Origin of the sequence: Streptomyces sp. NPDC056580 (assembly GCF_042793175.1) — a bacterium.
Taxonomy (GTDB): Bacteria; Actinomycetota; Actinomycetes; order Streptomycetales; family Streptomycetaceae; genus Streptomyces.
Map to the genome: position 1 here is coordinate 1 of NZ_JBHTVE010000024.1, position 16,833 is coordinate 16,833.

A 16,833-nucleotide genomic window follows, 5' to 3' on the forward strand; every position below is an offset into this window, starting at 1 on the left:
AACAAGGACCTCAGCAATCCTCATTCTCGCTGGTCAGAGGCACTTTTCGCTTACCTGACCGCCTGTCGGACAGCCCGCTTCATGAAAGCGCGAGGCTAAGCACCCTGCCACCGCCGCAGGCCGAACCCCCGGAGAAGCGACGTTGGTGATGCGGTGGGTCACCAGCAGTACCGCCCTGTCTTGGGCGAGGGTCCGTAGCCGCTGGAAGATGCGGAATTCGGCGCGCGGGTCGAGGTTGGCCGTCGGCTCGTCGAGGACCATCAGTGGTGACGTTCTCGCGCACGGTCAGCGGCCAGTGCGCGTACTCCTGCGGCACGAGGGCGACCTGCCGCCACAGGGCCTGGGGGTCGCAGTCACCGGTGGGGACGCTGTCCCACAGCACCTGCCCGTCGGTGGGGCGTCGCAACACGTGATCACTGACGTGTGGCGGCGAGCGGTTTAGACAGACGCTCGGCTGGGGTTTCGCAGCCGAGCGTCTTGCGTGGGCGGTTGTTGAGTTCGGCAGCGACTGCGTCGACGTGCTCACGGGTGTGCCGGGCCAAGTCGGTGCCCTTGGGGAAGTACTGCCTGAGCAGGCCGTTCGTGTTCTCGTTCGACCCGCGCTGCCAGGGGCTGCCGGGGTTGCAGAAGTAGACCGGGATGCCGGTGGTGACGCTGAACGTGTGGTGGCCGGCCATCTCGGAGCCCTGGTCCCAGGTGAGGGACCGCTTCAGGTGTTCCGGCAGGGTCTGGACGGTGTCCACCAGGGCGTCGCGGACGGCGGCCGCGCTGCTGCCCTGGGGTAGGTGCACCAGCATGAGGTAGTGAGTGCTGCGTTCGACCAGGGTGCCTGCGTGTACCGCACTGCCGTGGCCATGGGCGTGGCGCCGGGCACGGCAGCCAGAGCGCTGGGCCTGGAGTACTGCACCAGTGACCGGGTGCCCGCGTTCTTCGGCATCCTGCTCACCCCGGCCAGCCGGCAGGGTTTGGCCCAGAGCACCGGGCTGAGCGCGGACGTCTTGGAGGGGATGCACCTGTCCCGCTACGACGGGACCCTCCTCGACTTCGAGGCCCTCGATCCCGACAACGACAAGCCCCTGGAACACACCCTCAGCACGCAGTGGCTCCTGCTGAACAGCAGCCGCGCATGCCCGCACTGCCTCGCCAGCAGCGACGTGTGGCCGCTGTGGTGGCGCCTGGCTATCGCCGCTGGCTGCCCTGTCCACCGGTGTCTGCTGATCGACACCTGCCCCGCCTGCGGCATCGCTCTGTGGCGCGGCTCGAAAAACATGCCAGGCGCCCTCCTCAGGCGCACCGGGGGGCTGGACCCGAAGGAATGCGGCAATCGTCGGCCCGACCCCGAGAAGCCCAGGAATCCGGACGCGTGCCGCCAGCGGATCGCCGACATCCCCACCCAAGAGGTTCCGCAGGCGCTGGCCACCTTCCAGCAATACGCTCTGGCCATCGCGGACGGGGGCGCCGCACATCTGGCGGGCCGGCCCGCCACGGGCGCGGAGTGGTTCGCGTCCGTCCGCTTCATCGCCGCGGTGGCCCGGCTGGTCGTGCACGACGACGAACTTCGGGCCCTCCCGGATGTCGCGGCACAGGCCCTGGCCAGTGTGCGCGATGCACGCCACGCGTGCCGGGAGAAGTTTACGAGCGGGGGTGTACCGGGCCCGGGTGCAGGGCCGGCCACGGCCGCCGAGGCCGCCGCTGTGCTCGCTCTCGCAGCTCCTGTCGTGGACGCCGCCGACCGCACCGCGGGCCCGCCGTACCTTGCCGCCTGGGGGAGCCGACTCGCAGAAGACCGCATGACCGGATATCACAAGTTGGACCCGCTGCGTCGCCTCCAGCGTCCACTGGTGATGGACGAGATGATGGCCGTCACCGTGACCCCCGCCCCTCGCTCGCGCGCGGACCACGCTCGTGACGGCGCCACGCTGGAGTTCCGGCACATTCCCCAGCGGATCGGCGTCGAAGAATACGACGCCTTCTCGGCCGTGCTCCTGCTGGCCTCCTGCCCGCGACCGGCAGGCACATCGTCTCCCTCGCCCTGGCCCGCCTGGCCGGCGCCCAGACCTGGCCGGACGCTTCACAAGCGCTCGGCGTCGCCACCAGCTCACCGATAACCTACCGCCGCATCGCCCAACGCACTGCCGACCCGGAAGCGTTTTGGCAAGCGGTCCGGGCCCTGGCCGCACACATGACCACCCGTGGCCTGATCGACTACGAAGCCCGCCGCACGGCGCTTGCCGGCCTCCGGGAGGTACCCGGCCGTGTGCTGCTGCCGATTCTCCAGCCGGCCGGCCAAAACCTCACGTGGCAAAGACAGCGGCACGCCGCCGCGTGGCTGTGGGAGCACCTCACCGGCGGTAAGGCGAAGGACGCCCCTACCTACGTCGAGGGCTGGGGCGGCGTAAAAGAGGCATCCGTCGCCTTCGCACGCGGACGGTTCCATGCAGAACTGCCCAAAGAAGCGGGAGATGCACTGCTCTCCTGGGGAATGCAGTGGCTGGCTTCCAGCGGCATCCGCTGGCACCCGGCTCCGAGGGACCGAAATGCATGCTTCCGGGGGCATGGGTCGGGTGCCGTCGCGTCTTGTGGAGAGGTGAGTCGCACCCTCCGGCTGCTCTACGTGCACGCCTGCCGGCGTGGCTCGGCCCGGGGTGCCTCGAGCGTTTGGAAGACTGCCAGCCCGTGTGCCCGCTCCGGGAAACGCCACCCTGGTATCGGCCGCCGACCAGGCGCACGCTTTCCAACTGTGGTGGTGGGGTGCCGGGCTGCGTGCGGGGGAGTTCACCTGCGTTCATGGGCGGCTGGCCGTCGGTGTGGTGACGGCTCCGGGGCTCGGTTGAACGGCCGTGAACGGGGCCGAATGAGACGGAAACTGAGACGGATGGGCACCCAGGGCTGAGGCGCCCGACCTGCCGATTCGCTGGTCTGACAGCTTCGTCCATACGAGGATGCTGCCATGCGCCGCGCAGACGAAGAGGAAGAGCCGCTCAAGCTGATCCGCCGGTATGTCACGCCTGACCGGCGGTACCTCAAACTGGGCGGCAACCTTCTCGGGATGAGCGGACGCGACCGAACCAAGTTCCTCCGGAAGCTGGGTCAGGCTGCCGATGAGATCAGTCCTCGAGAACTGGACACGCTGTTTGACCGAGGGTGGCGCGAGCGGAAGACGGCAGCCTGGCTCGTTGCTGTGGCCGGCAGATCCGAGTTCCGGGATCGTCTCGGCGAACTCCTGCTCGCCAGTGAAGGACCCTACGCGGGGATGGCGTACTGCGTCGCTCTGGCCACGTTCGACACCCGAGCTGACGCTGACCTCCTGGTCGCTTACCTCGACCGCTACCTGCGGCGCCCCGACCTCTACTACGACCAGGAAGCCGCCCTCGGTGCACTTCTGTTGCTCGACGCCAAGCTCGGTGCTGACTACGCGGCTCGGTTCCTCGCGCCTGACGGACTCTGGCAGCAGTGGATCGATGGGCCGCCCAGCAAGGACCACGAGGTACCCGACAGATACCGAGAATTCATTGGTAAACTCTGCGCTTTCGCTGATGAGGCTGCCAAGCACTGCCCCAACAGGCTGGCATGAGTCCCTCGTGTCCTCTACTCCCATACGCTGTGGCTCACGGCACTCCGCCGTCCTGGCTAGGGGGAGCATGATGGAGCAGCTTCGGAAGCTCGTTGTCCGCTACGGCGGTTGCGAACAGAAGCCCGTGGGCTTTCGTCCAGAAACGTGACGCTCGCGGTTGGAGCCGCACGGAGCGGCGCATGTACTCGATGTCGGCGTTGGATGTGCGAGCGGGTCGAGCGGTGACCGTCTCATCAGCCGGGGCGACCTGGCCCATCTCCGCGACCGAGTTGGTGAAGATGATCCTGACGGTCTGCGTGACCTGTTCGTGGCCGTCATGATCTGGGGCTCGGGCACCACCAACGGACGTGGGCCGCGGTACACGGAAGCGGCTCTGTCCGACGCGCGTATGCCCACTGTCCTTCAGACCACGCGCGAAGCGGTCCGAGACGGCGACATGAGCGAGGCCTACCGGCAATTCGACCTCCAGGGGGTGGGGCGGTCCTTCTTCACCAAGTGGTTCGCGGCCGTTGACGACCGCGACGCTCCATGCGACCGGGCCTTGATCCTCGACGACCGGGTCTTTCGTTCGCTCAATGCCCTCGGGTGGACCAGTTGGAAGGCGGCCGGCACACGCCACTGGCCCGCCCGATACGCCGCCTACGTCAGCTCCATGCACGGCTGGGCCGCGTCTCTGGGAGTCACGGCGGACTGGCTTGAGTGGCTTCTCTTCCATCTGAACGGTCGCGTGGACGAGCCCTGGGCTTGGGAAGCTGAGGTGATCCGGGGTTCGAGGTAGGGCTGACCTGCGCTGAAGGGGAGTCGACGCCTGGTGGCGGGTCCGTTGACTCCCCCGTGTTCCCCGTAGGACCTGGCACGCGTCTGGCACGACCTCTTCGTCGCGAGCGAACTTCGCTGGGCGCTTGATCTCGCGCTGCTGTGTCCCTCACCTGCTGCGGCGGTCCGCAGGCGTTTGCGGTTGTCCGCCGCTGTTCGTGCCGTTGGACACTCGTCCCAGGAGGCAGGTAGTGAGGTGTCAGGATGGTGGCGTGGTGATCCCTGGATATGAGGACGACCCTCTTGCGGTCAGCGAGGAATGGCTCGGCCTTCCCGGTTTCTGGCCCGCGCACCTGTTGTGGCTTGCCGAAGGCGAGGACGTGGATCCTAAGCCCGGATGGTTCGGTGTCGACGGCGCGGACACCGAGGAGGCCTACGGGACTCTCACCGACCCGGCTGCCTGGCCAGTTCCCCGGCTGCCCTTGCAGCGCGAGCACACGATTCTGATCCTCTATCGCAACTTCCCCGAGGACTGTGGGATCGACTACTACTTGACCCACCCCAGCTGGGACCGACCGCGATCGCTCGGCAGCATCGAGGGCCACTTCGCCGGCCCCGGTCTCGCCTGGCGCGAACTGGTCTACATCGCTCGGAATCCAGGTACGGGCCCCGGGGTCACCACCCCGCATGCTCGCCTGCTCCTCCTGTTGCCCGTTCTCGGCGACGAGGCACTGCCCCCGGATGCCGTCGAAGCTGTCGAGAGTGCCCTGGACGCCATTGGCGCTCCGCCGGAGACACGCACGGTTCTCGCCGAGGCATTGCTGGACCACCCTTTCTGGGGAGCTCCTCCTTGGTACTTCCATGAGCCTGGCGCTTCCCCTCTCAGCGGTGGGAACGCACCTCCCCGCCCCAGTCGAGTTCTGCGCTGCATGGGCGACTGGAGTCCGCGTACGGGGGGCTTCGGCCTCTCGCTTGATCAGGACCTCTGCCTTGCAGAGGCCTTGGGCACTGTCAGCTGATCCCAGAGCGTTGGAAGCACTCAGACTCAATGACGCGGATGTAACGTCACGGAGCACTGCTTTAGGAGTTCGGTCCGAGGCGTCTCCATGGCTGTCTGACCAAGTGGACATGATCCGTCGAGGAACGCGCCCGACCGCTGCTGCCCACTGTCGTTGATGTCAGACGTGGATGTCAGCGAGCCCCGCTACCAACCTTCGCCGAACAGCGGCTGCAAGGTGGACGCCACGCCTGACGTCACCGCGAGGATGCCACCGAGGCTCGCCAGTGTGGTGGTCGCGTTCTGGAACGGCTCTTGCCGTAGTCGTGCCCAGCGGGCGGCCCAGAAGATCATCTTGAGCTTCTGCCACTTGTGCTGGCGAAGTTGGCAGCCCATGAGGACGCCGTGACTGTTGTGGCGGCATGCGCCATCACGTCCTGCGGCTCCGCACCAGACGGGCACGGTGAAGAAGAAGTAGAAGGCGCTGACCCCGGACAGGACCACGAGCACGAGCGGTCCGAAGTCGAAGGTCAGCCAGCCCGCGACCAGCACTGCAAAGACAACCCAACCCCAGTACTTCCCGAATCCCCTCATGCGTGTCGATAATTCGGTGTCGCCCACCCCGAGGGGGCTGTGCGGTGGGGGCGCACGGTAGCAAGCTGGTGCGCCGGGCGAGCGCTGCTCTCCGGCCGGCCTCGGTAGCCGGTCTACTGATCACGGCTCTCGCCGACCACCGAGGCTGAGGAAGCCCACGGCTCTGACCTTGTCGGATCCCGTGGGCTTCTGTCGTTGTCGGTGGACGTTGGGTGACCTCGCACGGCCCGGAGACGGCCCGGCCATCGCACCGGGCCTCCGTGTGGGCTGGGTCCGCTAGCATCCCGGCATCGGAGGGAGGGCAGACATGGCACTGGGTCGAAAGGGGGCACGGCGCATAGTCGTCGACGGCACGAGCTACCGCTGGCGGCTGCGACACAGGCCCACCTACAGCCAGGCCCTCTGCTGGTCGCCGTGCTCTTACGCCGTGGAGCATGCGGTTCACCCTGGGACGACTCTCGTCGTCACCACGAACCAGCCTCACGCTGGTAACTGGCTTGGACGCCCGGGCAATGCAGTACTGCCCTCCGATGTCGCCGATGCCATTGAGGCTGCCGTACGGCAGGGTTGGGTTCCCACTCGCCCGGGCTCACCGTTTCACCTCAACCAGTCCACCGGCTTCTCTTCAGCGCATTGACCTGACTGGGCTGAGCGCCGCTTTACAAGTTCGATCTTCATTCGGCCAGGTCGGGCTCGCCGCGTGAACCGGTGCCATCCGCGGTCGCTGTTTGCCGCCGTCGTCTGGGGTCGTTGATGTCAGCGTTGGACGTCAGCGGAACAGCTCGGGCATGGTCACCACCGGGCGCACGGAACGCCGTCGCTGTCCGGCAAGATGGCGCAGAGGAGTGGGTGGCGCTCGTCGACGTTTGTGGGCAAGGCGCAGGCTGCCCGCGCGCCGGCCACCAGGTCGGCGAGCTCCTGGTACTCGGTGTCGTCGACGACCGCGTGGCTGATCGTCCCATCCTGTGCCTCCCAAACGAACTCCACGGAGCCCTCCATGGGCAGTGCGGCGAAAACCGCGTCGGCGTCGGGCGTCAGATCGGGCCAGATGGTCAGCAGGGCGCGCGGGCTGAGACGGGCGCGTACCACGTCGAGGTTCTCCACGGAGAGGCGATGCCAGCGTGCGGCGTTGCGGACGTAGCCCTCTTCCAGGAGCACCGTGTGCCGTGAAGCCAGCGCCGTGCGCACGCGCGCCCAGAACCTCTCGTCGGCGGCCTCCGTCACTTCCGGTTCCTCGAACTCCGCTGCGTAGGGCGAGGCCGTCAGCCGTTCGGGGAAGAGGCCGAGTTCCCGTGTACGGGCCACGGCATCCGCGCAGGGCCGGTCACTGCCCACGTACACGTACTGGTCCCACCCAACGTGCACGGTGAACACGTCCCCCACTTCCAGCCGGCACCAGGCGCCCTGGTCGCGGAGCATGGCCCGGACCAGCTCCAGCGCGACCGGCAGGGAGACCTCGGCCCCGTCGTGGTAGCCGGTGAGGTCGGGCGGGAAGAGCCCACCGAGGCCGTGTCCGTCGACCGGCGGCTGCACGCCGAAGTGAACGAAGCCTGTGACCGCGGGCTCGCGGATCTGCAGCCGATCGATGCCCGAGACCTCCGCAAAGGCGGCGATCGCTGCCAGGTACGCCGCTTCGACAGGCCCGTGGTCGCTGATCGTGTCCTCGGCGCCGGTGTAGTGGCCACGCTCGTCGCGGTCGGCGGGATCGTACTTGGTGATCCGGTGTACGAAGGATGGCGGCACGCTGCTCCCTGAACAATCGAAACAGGTGCCAGCGTAGGGTCGGCTCAGGGCGTGCGTCGACAAGCCGTGCCCTGTACAGGATCTTGAAAACCGTCGTGGCAGCGATGTCACCGTGGGTTCAAATCCCACCGCCTCCGCTCTGTGAGCAGTGAGAACGGCCCCCGACCTGGGTGTTTGATCCGGGGGCCGCTCTCATGCTCAGTTGCCGTGACTGCCCGGTGTTCCCCGCGACTTCCCGTCGGACCGGGCACGCGGAGGGCACGGGCCCGTCTACCACCGCATTAGGAGCGAGGTTGAGGGTCCCTGGGCTTGACCTGGGAATCCCTGCCTTAGGCGGCATAGGGCCGTGCGCACCCCGGGGAACCTCGGTTCCCCGTGAGTCCCCGCCCGTTCTGGCACGGAAGTGGCACGCCCCGCGGCCTCCTCGATGCGAACTACGGGCGCTGAGGTCTGCCGAGCATGTCAGTCAGACGCGCTGCTGTACGGCACACACCGTGTGGTGGCGCGGCATAGGCGTCTGCCGATCATGCCGATAGGGGGTCACTCTTGGTGAGGCCAGCGCTGACTGCCTGCTGGTCGTCAATGCCGATTAGGTGGAGGAAGGCCCACCGATCGAGTTGCACGCAGGCCCAGTCAGGGTCGTACGCAGCGGTGGGGAGCTGCGGGACGCGCTTGCGTCGAGTCTCATCGAGCTTGTAGGGCTCATCGAACGCCTCGTTCCACCTCCGAATGGCAGGGGCGTAGCGTTCTTCGGCCTCGGAGGCGCTAACCCCCAGGTAGTTGGCGATTTGTGCCCAGGTGGCGCCGCGTTCTCGCTCGTAGATGACGGCCGATGAAAGGGTTTGTTCGGCCCTTTCGATCAACTGTAGGGCTTGGCTGGCCCGGCCGCCGAGACCGGCGTCTGCGTCGTTTCGTGTGCCCACGAGGCCGGCGGCGCTGTCGGCCACCTCCGTTGCTTGGTCACTGAGTACGAGACGGGCCAGTGCTTCCCGGGTGTACACGGCCCGTTCGTCGTCATAGGGGGTCGCCTCAGTCATGAGACACAGCGTTTCACAGGCGTCGTGGTCAGTTCTTCCTCAACACTGCTTCGCTGATGGGCGCCTGCGCCGGTACCCACCCCACCAGCGCTCAGCAGGGAAGGGCTGTCCTCGACAGTCGTCATCTGTCGTCGTCGGCTGCCCTCGGACGGCCCACAGACGGCCCCAGGGATACCCCCGGGGCCGCTCGTGGTTCCCGCTGCCTGGCCCCCTCGATGCGGACTATGGGCGCAGAGGTCGCTGAGGTCTGGTGGGCTGGTCAGACTGGCTACTGGGGGCGTGTGCGGTCGGCCCCGGTCGGCATGGTTGCTGTACTTCGCTGCTGCACCGCACAGGCATCTGCGATCATCATCAGCGTGACCGATGACGAGGTGCTGGCGGCCGTCAAGGCCCGCGTTCAGGCAGGGCGCCCAACGGAATGGCGCGACAGTCTGCTCACGCCGGCCCCCGCATCTGCGGAGGCACTGGCGGAGGCAGAGCGCATCATCGGCTACCCACTCCCGCCTCTGCTCCGCCGCCTCTACACGGAGGTAGCCAACGGCGGTTTCGGGCCCTGCGGCGGCATCGAAGGCCTCCGCGACGGATACACGAGCAACGGGCTAAGCATGCTGGAGGTGTATCTCCAGTACGACGAGCCCGATCCGGATCCGGAAGCGCCACCTGCCCCGCCTCATGGGGTGCTGTTGTTCTGCGACCACGGCTGTGCCACGTGGTCTTTGCTCGACTGCCGCCACCCGGAAGGGCAGATGTGGTGGTGGGACCAGGGAGAGCGGCACAAGTGCGACCTGACGCTCCGTGAATGGCTGAGCATGTGGCTCGAAGGGAAGCTTGAGGACGGCTTCCCGGGCGACCTCGCGCTGGAGGACGACGAGTCTTGGCACTGGCCCGAGACCGACGGCCACTGAGCCATTGCCACGATGGGTCTCTTGGCAACCTCGGCGGGGTCCTCAATGACGCAGTCAAGCGCCGCTGTACGGGCGTTGGAGCACCAGTTTGGAAGATCGCGTATGTGGATCCCGCCTGAACTGGCAAAACTTGACCTGCGCGTTCCTGGGCTGCGCGCCGTGGTTCCCCGCTGCTCCCCGTCGGTCGCCGCCCTATCGGGCACGCATGGGGCACGGTGGCTGGCCGCGGGCGGCTACGACGACAGAGTCGGCTTCCTGCGCCGGCCGAATCGACGGCAGGCTACCCAGAGGTCGATCAAGAACAGCACTGATCCGGCTATGGGCCAGCCCACTGACCCGCCGTCACGGTAGGTCTCGATACCGATCACCAGCAGTAGTGAACCGACGGCCACGCCCATCAGGTCGAGGAGGACGTCTGCCTGCCTCGCGATCTTCGAAAGGTTGACCACGGCTTGATCGTGACAGGTGAACGTGGTCGCCGCCAAGGCCGAGTGCTCTGCGGACAGATGCACCTTGCCATGCGATCGGCGGAGTCGCCATGACTGAGTCAAGCCATCGGTCGACGTGCTCGCCGCTCGATGCGAACTACGGGCGGGGTGGTCGCTGAGGTCTGCTCGGCTGGTCGTGAGGTCCATCAAGGTCGCTGCGGGACGGTGGCGGTTGGCATGGTTGCTGTACTTCGCTGCTGTACAGGGCCGCTCGCGTGGCCCGACGATTCAAATCGCGTCGCCTACTCTCTACGTCATGAGGGACTCGGAGGCCTTTCGCGCAGTGGTCAGGGTGTGTACCGCGGCCACGCTGAATAGCGATACTTCGCCGTACGAGTCGGCGTTGGAGGTCTTGGGCCTTGCTAGCGGGTTGCCGGTGGATGGCGGGGATGAAGCGCTTTACTGGCTCGCAAACATCTGGGGCGAACTGACCGATTGGGTCGAGCTTCGGCCTGCGGAAACGGATCAGGCCGAGACGCACGTGATCGCTGCCGCCCATGAGTGGCTGGCCGTCGAGGGTGACCGAGAGGCCGAGGCCCAGTACTTCGCTCGTTGGCTCGACCTCCTCGGGTGTGAGCGTCCCGCTCCGTCCCAGACCTAGTCCACGGGCATGCGGGGGGGCACGGACCCTCACGCCGTACGCTGCGCCCATGCGCTATCTGGTCGAGACGTTCGCTGTCGGAGCTCTGCGGCGTGGTCAAGGGATTGAGCAGTGCCTCGGGGCGGTGCAGGGGGCGGAGACACCGGCCATTGGCTGGGTCGGCATCGAGTCCACCAAGCGCGGGTACGAGGTAACACTGCACGTCGTAGAGGAGCAATAGTCAAGAGTTGTGGGTGAGCTGATTCTTCAGCTCTCGCTTCGGTGGCTGAGGGTGGCCTTCGCGGTGTTGCGGATCCGCTTGGTGCGGCCGGCGTCGGCGAGGATCCCGATGGCCTCGGTGTTCGTTCCGGCGGCGGTCTTGAGCTGGAGCCAGTTGGATGATGCGAGCAGGTCGTCCGGCTGCCAGGGCAGCTTGAGCGTGACGGCGCGGAACAGCGACCACTCCCGCAGGCGCTGAGCCAGGAAGGGGCGGGCGTTCGTGGCCGGGGTCATCGCCTGTGCCCACCCCTCATATGCGGGACCGGGGTAGAGGCCGGCGGCTCGACGGTCCAGGTGCCGCAGCACCGCGGACTGGGCCATCGTCCGGTCCGGATCAGTGAGCACGCGGCGGACGAGGTCGACCTCGTCCAGGTCGGCAACGCGCCCCAGCTGGTCGAGGTAGGCCGCGAATCGGACGTGTTCGTCCGGGTTCTGCAGGATGTCGTCGATGTTCATGCGGCCGGCTCCTCGCGCTCGACCAGGACGCCGTTCTCGAATCGTGCGCCGGCCGCCGGTCGGCCCAGCGCTACCGAACATGTCGACCGGTACACCTCCATAGCGTCCGGCAGGGCCGGCGGCCGTCGTCTTCCCGCCTTGAGAGGACGAAGCGCCGGACTCCATGGGCCGGCCGCACCCCGGGCAGGCCGGGGTTTTGTCCATCATGCGGTGCACCTCAAGACGCCAGCGTCAGTTGTGATCTGCGGGCATCCTTCCGGCTCGGACGCCGGGAGTACAGCACGTGGTCGTTCGGTCCATTCATGTGCGGTCCAGAGGTCGTCAGAGGATTGGTGAGGGTGCGGCTGTGACACGAACCGTCTGCGTTCCGAAGGGCAACCTGAACGAGTCACAGTGACTGGAGGGTTGCGGAGTCGGGCCCCGTGCGTCAACGCCCCAGGCCATCTTCGCCGTTCCGCCGATCTCGTCACCGCGTTGGGTCCGCTGGCAACGAGTCCACTCACCGGATGGCAATGCGCTGCCGTCACCAATTGCCCCGCCACTCCAGCAGCGGCTGGCCTCGGTGACACCGGCGGCCATCCATCGTCCCCTACCTGCCTGCGGCTCGGCGGGACGTGAGGGCCACCGCCGCGGCAGCGGGTGCGCGGCACAATACGGCGGCGGCGAACGCGCCGGATCGCTAACGACGTTGTCGGCTATTGATGTTGAGGGGTGATGACCTGAGAGTTCGGCTGGTGGGCGGTTTAGCAGGTCATTGGGCTGACGGGCAATGCCGATTCCCGCGGGGCCTGCCACGGCCCGGCCAACTCCTCGATCAAACCACCGAGGTGTGCACGCGAGACGCCTGTGAAGGCGGGATGGGACAAGGCCGCACGGGCCCACTTCTTGGTCACACTTTAAGAGCCCGTGCGACCGTCCACGCGTCACGGCCTGTGACCGGGCTCATGGTTGGCGGGCAGGACGGAGGTTCTCCTGCAGGAACGCCGAAACCGCCTCGGCGAACGCCTCCGGCGCTGCGTGGTGGATCAGGTGTCCGACCGGGATGGTGACTAATCGCCCGCCGGGGATGCGGCGGGCCAGCTCGGCGACGCCGTCGTGGGGAACATGGCTGTGTGGGCCGCCTGCGAGCACGAGGGTCTTGGCGGTGATCTGGCTGAGTCGCTCCAGCCATCTGGGGTCAGGCATATCGATCTGCCGCCTGACTGCCAGCACCATCTCCCAGTCGAAGGTCAGGGCGCCGTCCGGCCTGGTCGGGGTGGTCTGCTCGCGGGGACGCGGGATGGGAACGTCCTCCAGGATGAGCCGGCTCACCAGTTGCGGATGGTCCTGTGAGAGCAGGTAGGCCACGATCCCGCCCATGGAGTGCCCGATCAGATCCACTGGGCCAAGTCCCAGTGCGTCCATGAACCGGAGCACATCGGCCTGCATGAGTTCGAGCGAGTAGTCCCCCGGCCAGTCGCTTCGGCCGTGACCGCGAAGATCGAGGGCATACGCCCGTCGACTCCGGGCGAGGGCGGGCACAACCGCCTCCCAGTCGGTGGCATCCTCGCCCAGCGCGTGCAACAGGACGAGCGGCGGAGCATCCGGCGGACCCGAGATCTGATAGGCCAGCCGGAGCCCGCCCACGTCGACCGAGCGTTGATCAACCATGTCCGGAGGATATGCGGGCGGGTCGTGTCGGAGGATCGGCGTTCACCAGGGGCCGAACCACCATCCCCAGTCAGCACCCCGGGCCCTCAGCCACACGGTTCTCGCCCCGACCTTCAATAGCCGACAACCCCGTAATACCTCGCCGCGGCACACCCACTCACGCTGCGCCGGCGGCCACATGACGAATCAGAGAGTACTTGATGTGATCAGGTCAACCTGCAGTGATCCAGGCCAGAGAGCCGGCAGTCAGAGAACCCGCACCGATGTGTCTATGCCTTCTTCGCCCGCTGGCGGGACACGGGGCTGGTAACCGAGCTGCACGACCCGCTGCGGGAAGCCGTCCGAGCCGGTGAAGGCCGCAGCGCCGAGCCGAGCGCGGGGGTCGTGGACTCGCAGTCGGTGAAGGCGGACGCCACCGTCACCTTCGGCTCACGGGGCTTCGACGCGGGCAAGAAGACATCCGATGCGAAGAACGCGTCAAGCGGCAAGGGCAAGATGGGGTTCTCGTGCGGCGGGAAAGGCCACGGCCTCGTTGAACGGGACGCGGTGAGGCAGGCAGTAATGAAGGCAGCCGATCATCCGGTTGAAGAGATTCCTCTGGGCGGCCGTATGACGGTCTCCGGCCTCACGTCGGCGGTCGTAGTGAGCCCGCGCTCCGTCCGAATGGGCCATCGCTGAGAAGGCCCACATATAGCCGACGCCGGCCAGTCTCTGGTTCTTGATCCTGCGGGCTGTGACGGACACATTCTTGCCGGAGGCCCTGGTGACGGGGGCGGATCCCGCATACGCCTTCAGACCTCTGGCGTCGGCGAATCGAGTCCTGTCATCGCCGATTTCGGCCAGAACCCGAGCCCCGCTCCGCGGGCCCAGGCCGGGAAAGCTGGTGATGATCTCGGCATCGGCATGCGCCTCGAACGCTTTCACTGCAGCTTCGGCGAGATCGTCGGCGCTCGCGCATGCGGCTTCCAGCTGCCGAAGCAGCGCAAGTGCCTGCTGTCCCATGGCTTCCTCGACTAGGGGGAGATGGTGCATCTGCGGAGCACGGAGCGCGCTGTGCAGACGTTCCGCCTCCCTGTCGATGGTGTTCTTGCGTCCGGCCTTTTTTAGGATGGCCCGCAGCTGCGTCCGCGTGAGCTTGGCCGCCTGGCGTGGGGTGGGGGCCGCGGCCAGGAGAGTCCGGGCTATGGGGTGATAGATGCCCTCGCGGCGGTGGCCGACGGCGGCCAGATAGCTGGGGAAGTACTCGCGCAGGTGGGAGGTCAGCTTGTTGCCGGCCTGGGTTCGGTCCCAGACGGCGTCCTGCTGGGCGCGGGCAAGGACCGCGACGGCCTGGGCCACTTCAGAGTCGGCGGGAAGCGTGCGGTGAGCTGCGGCATCGGTGCGGAGGATGTTCGCCAGCACCATGGCGTCCAGGTGGTCGGACTTCTTGCGGGAGACCGTGTGTCGATCCCGATACCGGGCGGCGGCCATCGGGTTGATGGCATAGACGGGGCGGCCGGTCGCCCGCAGGCACGCCACCAGAAGTCCGCGGGAGGTCTCGATGGCCACCGGGACGGGATCCTGCGGACCATCGCCGTGCTCAGCGAGCATCCGGAGCAGTTGGTCGAGCCCTGCCGCCGTGTCATCGATGCGAGCCCGGGCGAGCAGTGAACCGGTTTCGTCGATGACGGCTATATCGTGGTGATCACTGGCCCAGTCGATGCCGCAGAACGCTCTCACTTGCCTCACGCTTTCTCAAAGGACCAGTGTTGCGGCTGGTCACAGCCGCGCAGGGCATGCGTCTCTCTAATGGAAGGGCTCAATGGGCCCGGCATCCGATGAGCCGTTCATGACCCCAGCGACTTCCGGGGCCCTCGGTCCTTGACCGGAGCTGGTGGCTCACGAATACGTAAGAGGTAGTCCCCGCAGGGGGCTTGGTCCACGATCATCATCGGTGATCAAGGGGTGGCTCTCGACGCCGACTGCGAGCGTCAGCACACGTCAGTCTTCTTTGAGGGCTCAGAGGCCCGGATCAACGGAGGACGTCGTGCTGACGCCGGCGGCCGGTATCGAGCATGTGCCTTGAGCGACCTCAGCCACCGCCCATTAGATCAACGGGCGCAAGCGCCACCTGGTCGTCGACACCAAGGGCCAGCCGCTGTTCGTCATGGTCACCCCGGCCGACATGACCGACCGCGACGCAGCGAAAGAAGTCCTGTTCCGGCTGCGGCTTATGCACCCCGAGATCACGATCGCCTGGGCCGACTCCGCCTACGCCGGGAAGCTCGTGACCCGGGCGAAAACCCACCTCAGCCTCACCCTCAAGACTGTCAGCCGGCCGAAGGACGCGAGCGGGTTCGTGGTCCTGCCCCGCCGCTGGGTGGTTGAGAGGTCGCTCGCCTGGATCATGCACGCCCGCCGTCACGCCCGGGACTACGAACGGCTCATCCAGCACTCGGAATCACTGATCACCTGGGCAGCGATCACCATCATGACCAGGCGCATCACCCGCCGGACCTCCCGCCGCAGCGGCCAGTCCGCCTCCCGGGAAGACGCACGGGACTGATCGTTCTCAAGGGCATCAGCATCTCCTTGGCCCGTAGGTCCGACTCTCACCCGTGTGCTGCCAGGACGTCGCGGAGAGCGAGAGGAGAGCGGCCGGTCAGCTGCGTGTAGTCGTTTCGGACTCGATCCCAGCGCTGTTCGCGTACCGAGGCGAACATGGATGAAAAGGCGTAGAGCCACCAGGGATCCAGACCGGTCGCCGCAGTCTCGGCATGGTAGGTGTCATCCGGGATGTCCACGTAGGTGACACGTGTCTCCCACGCCTCCGCCGTGATCGAGGCGATGCCTGCCAGGTCCACCGACTCGGGCCCCGTGATGTCATGGTGACGGCCAGCCGGTTCGCCCACCGCGAGGACGGCGAGTGCACGCGCCACGTCGTCGCGCGCCACCAGGGAGACCCGGCCATCCGCGGCCGGAAGCCGCAGCAGCCCGGTTGTGCGTGCCTCGGTGAGCCAGCCTTGGAAGAACTCGATATACAGCGAAGCCCTGGCGAACGAGCACGGCACGCCGGAGGCCAGCAGCAGATCCTCGGTGAGCCGGTTGACCACGGCGTAACAGAACGGGGACGCCGCGTCGGCATCGACGCTGCTCAGTGCCGCGACATGGCCGACGCCCTCAGCCGCCACGGCGGCGACAACGTTGCGGTGGTGCATCAGCACCCGCGCATCGGGCCCGTCACTGGAGACGAAGACCAGAGTGTCCACGCCCTTCAGCGCCGCACGCAGAGCGGCCGGATCGGCGTAGTCGGCGACGGCGACCTCCACCTGCGGCGGAAACGCCTCGGCAGGCAGCCTCCTCCTGGTCATGGCTACGACGTCCACGGCGGCCCGGTCCGCGAGCAACTGCACCACCCGCCCGCCCAGGCTGCCCGCCGCCCCCGTCACTGCGATGCGCATCGTTGCCCCCGTCGCCTTGTCGCCAGTCGTACAACCGTAGGCAGCCAAGCGCGACAGCGGCTCAGAAAGAGCGAGCCAAAACAGCAAATCGCCAAGGTTGTCTGAGACAGACGGGTGGATGGCTCAGATGGACCAAGGCTGGCCCACCTTCAGCGAGACAGGTCACCAACTGCCCCGGCAGCCAGCTGACTACCAGCCTAACTTGACTCTGTCGGGGATCTTGGAGTTTCCCGGTGTGACAGCATGATCAACGGGCATGCTCGGGTGGTTCTGCCGATCGATGCAGCTGTCGAGGTGCCCGTTGTCCCTCCGCCCCCGTTCCGGTGAGCATGTC

16 protein-coding genes and 3 pseudogenes are annotated in these 16,833 nt (G+C 67.0%); 9 read left to right on the forward strand and 10 right to left on the reverse strand.

Annotation, left to right across the window (positions count from 1 at the left end; genetic code table 11):
- Positions 1 to 135 precede the first annotated feature (135 nt).
- Both ACFQ9Z_RS36040 and ACFQ9Z_RS36045 read right to left on the reverse strand, forming a co-directional pair.
- A pseudogene (locus tag ACFQ9Z_RS36040) lies at positions 136 to 397 on the reverse strand (ABC transporter ATP-binding protein); the annotation flags it as partial.
- A gap of 16 nt (positions 398 to 413) precedes the next feature.
- Positions 414 to 833: pseudogene (locus ACFQ9Z_RS36045) on the reverse strand (IS30 family transposase); the annotation flags it as partial.
- 21 nt (positions 834 to 854) lie between these two features.
- Between ACFQ9Z_RS36045 and ACFQ9Z_RS36050 the strand changes: the two are divergent.
- The 4 genes from ACFQ9Z_RS36050 to ACFQ9Z_RS36065 all read left to right on the forward strand — a co-directional run bounded on the left by ACFQ9Z_RS36050 (position 855) and on the right by ACFQ9Z_RS36065 (position 5,349).
- Positions 855 to 2,108 carry a TniQ family protein gene (locus tag ACFQ9Z_RS36050; protein WP_383030116.1) on the forward strand — a complete coding sequence of 418 codons (1,254 nt, stop codon included), beginning with the start codon at positions 855 to 857 and terminating at the stop codon, positions 2,106 to 2,108.
- Between the two features lie 842 nt (positions 2,109 to 2,950).
- Positions 2,951 to 3,574 (forward strand): DUF6000 family protein, encoded by a 624-nt coding sequence (locus ACFQ9Z_RS36055; protein ID WP_383030119.1) that lies wholly within the window; start codon positions 2,951 to 2,953, stop codon positions 3,572 to 3,574.
- 157 nt (positions 3,575 to 3,731) lie between these two features.
- Positions 3,732 to 4,352 (forward strand): hypothetical protein, encoded by a 621-nt coding sequence (locus ACFQ9Z_RS36060; protein ID WP_383030121.1) that lies wholly within the window; start codon positions 3,732 to 3,734, stop codon positions 4,350 to 4,352.
- A gap of 250 nt (positions 4,353 to 4,602) precedes the next feature.
- Positions 4,603 to 5,349, forward strand: a complete 747-nt coding sequence (locus ACFQ9Z_RS36065; RefSeq protein WP_383030123.1) for a hypothetical protein — start codon at positions 4,603 to 4,605, stop codon at positions 5,347 to 5,349.
- 185 nt (positions 5,350 to 5,534) lie between these two features.
- Here ACFQ9Z_RS36065 and ACFQ9Z_RS36070 read toward each other — a convergent pair whose 3' ends face one another.
- A complete protein-coding gene (locus tag ACFQ9Z_RS36070) occupies positions 5,535 to 5,948 on the reverse strand; it encodes a hypothetical protein (RefSeq protein WP_383030125.1) in 414 nt (137 codons plus the stop codon).
- 280 nt (positions 5,949 to 6,228) lie between these two features.
- Here ACFQ9Z_RS36070 and ACFQ9Z_RS36075 point away from each other — a divergent pair, with 280 nt between their 5' ends.
- Positions 6,229 to 6,558, forward strand: a complete 330-nt coding sequence (locus ACFQ9Z_RS36075; RefSeq protein WP_383030127.1) for a hypothetical protein — start codon at positions 6,229 to 6,231, stop codon at positions 6,556 to 6,558.
- Between the two features lie 155 nt (positions 6,559 to 6,713).
- On the opposite strand, the gene ACFQ9Z_RS36080 is transcribed toward ACFQ9Z_RS36075, so the two are convergent.
- Complete coding sequence (locus tag ACFQ9Z_RS36080; RefSeq protein WP_383030129.1) at positions 6,714 to 7,727, reverse strand: RNA-binding protein; 1,014 nt, start codon at positions 7,725 to 7,727, stop codon at positions 6,714 to 6,716.
- A gap of 461 nt (positions 7,728 to 8,188) precedes the next feature.
- Positions 8,189 to 8,701: a hypothetical protein gene (locus ACFQ9Z_RS36085; RefSeq protein WP_383030131.1), complete on the reverse strand. Its 513-nt coding sequence runs from the start codon at positions 8,699 to 8,701 to the stop codon at positions 8,189 to 8,191.
- Positions 8,702 to 9,057: 356 nt separating this feature from the next.
- Here ACFQ9Z_RS36085 and ACFQ9Z_RS36090 point away from each other — a divergent pair, with 356 nt between their 5' ends.
- Positions 9,058 to 9,606 (forward strand): SMI1/KNR4 family protein, encoded by a 549-nt coding sequence (locus tag ACFQ9Z_RS36090; RefSeq protein ID WP_383030134.1) that lies wholly within the window; start codon positions 9,058 to 9,060, stop codon positions 9,604 to 9,606.
- Positions 9,607 to 9,839: 233 nt separating this feature from the next.
- Here ACFQ9Z_RS36090 and ACFQ9Z_RS36095 read toward each other — a convergent pair whose 3' ends face one another.
- The gene (locus ACFQ9Z_RS36095; RefSeq protein ID WP_383030136.1) at positions 9,840 to 10,118 is read right to left on the reverse strand and encodes a hypothetical protein; all 279 of its coding nucleotides are present in this window, start codon (positions 10,116 to 10,118) and stop codon (positions 9,840 to 9,842) included.
- Between the two features lie 232 nt (positions 10,119 to 10,350).
- Here ACFQ9Z_RS36095 and ACFQ9Z_RS36100 point away from each other — a divergent pair, with 232 nt between their 5' ends.
- Together ACFQ9Z_RS36100 and ACFQ9Z_RS36105 are read left to right on the forward strand one after the other, a co-directional pair.
- Positions 10,351 to 10,695, forward strand: coding sequence for a hypothetical protein (locus tag ACFQ9Z_RS36100; RefSeq protein ID WP_383030139.1), 345 nt, complete (start codon positions 10,351 to 10,353; stop codon positions 10,693 to 10,695).
- Between the two features lie 49 nt (positions 10,696 to 10,744).
- The gene (locus tag ACFQ9Z_RS36105) at positions 10,745 to 10,915 is read left to right on the forward strand and encodes a hypothetical protein (RefSeq protein ID WP_383030141.1); all 171 of its coding nucleotides are present in this window, start codon (positions 10,745 to 10,747) and stop codon (positions 10,913 to 10,915) included.
- 26 nt (positions 10,916 to 10,941) lie between these two features.
- Here ACFQ9Z_RS36105 and ACFQ9Z_RS36110 read toward each other — a convergent pair whose 3' ends face one another.
- The 3 genes from ACFQ9Z_RS36110 to ACFQ9Z_RS36120 all read right to left on the reverse strand — a co-directional run bounded on the left by ACFQ9Z_RS36110 (position 10,942) and on the right by ACFQ9Z_RS36120 (position 14,778).
- Positions 10,942 to 11,409: a hypothetical protein gene (locus ACFQ9Z_RS36110; protein WP_383030143.1), complete on the reverse strand. Its 468-nt coding sequence runs from the start codon at positions 11,407 to 11,409 to the stop codon at positions 10,942 to 10,944.
- 942 nt (positions 11,410 to 12,351) lie between these two features.
- Positions 12,352 to 13,059: an alpha/beta fold hydrolase gene (locus tag ACFQ9Z_RS36115; RefSeq protein ID WP_383030146.1), complete on the reverse strand. Its 708-nt coding sequence runs from the start codon at positions 13,057 to 13,059 to the stop codon at positions 12,352 to 12,354.
- Positions 13,060 to 13,536: 477 nt separating this feature from the next.
- Entirely contained in the window at positions 13,537 to 14,778 is a 1,242-nt protein-coding gene (locus ACFQ9Z_RS36120) for an IS110 family transposase (protein ID WP_383030148.1), read from the reverse strand.
- Between the two features lie 370 nt (positions 14,779 to 15,148).
- On the opposite strand from ACFQ9Z_RS36120, the pseudogene ACFQ9Z_RS36125 reads away from it, so the two are divergent.
- A pseudogene (locus tag ACFQ9Z_RS36125) lies at positions 15,149 to 15,550 on the forward strand (transposase); the annotation flags it as partial.
- Between the two features lie 100 nt (positions 15,551 to 15,650).
- On the opposite strand, the gene ACFQ9Z_RS36130 reads toward ACFQ9Z_RS36125, so the two are convergent.
- On the reverse strand, positions 15,651 to 16,499 hold the full coding sequence (locus ACFQ9Z_RS36130; protein WP_383030151.1) for an NAD(P)H-binding protein: 849 nt from the start codon (positions 16,497 to 16,499) through the stop codon (positions 15,651 to 15,653).
- Positions 16,500 to 16,833: the final 334 nt, after the last annotated feature.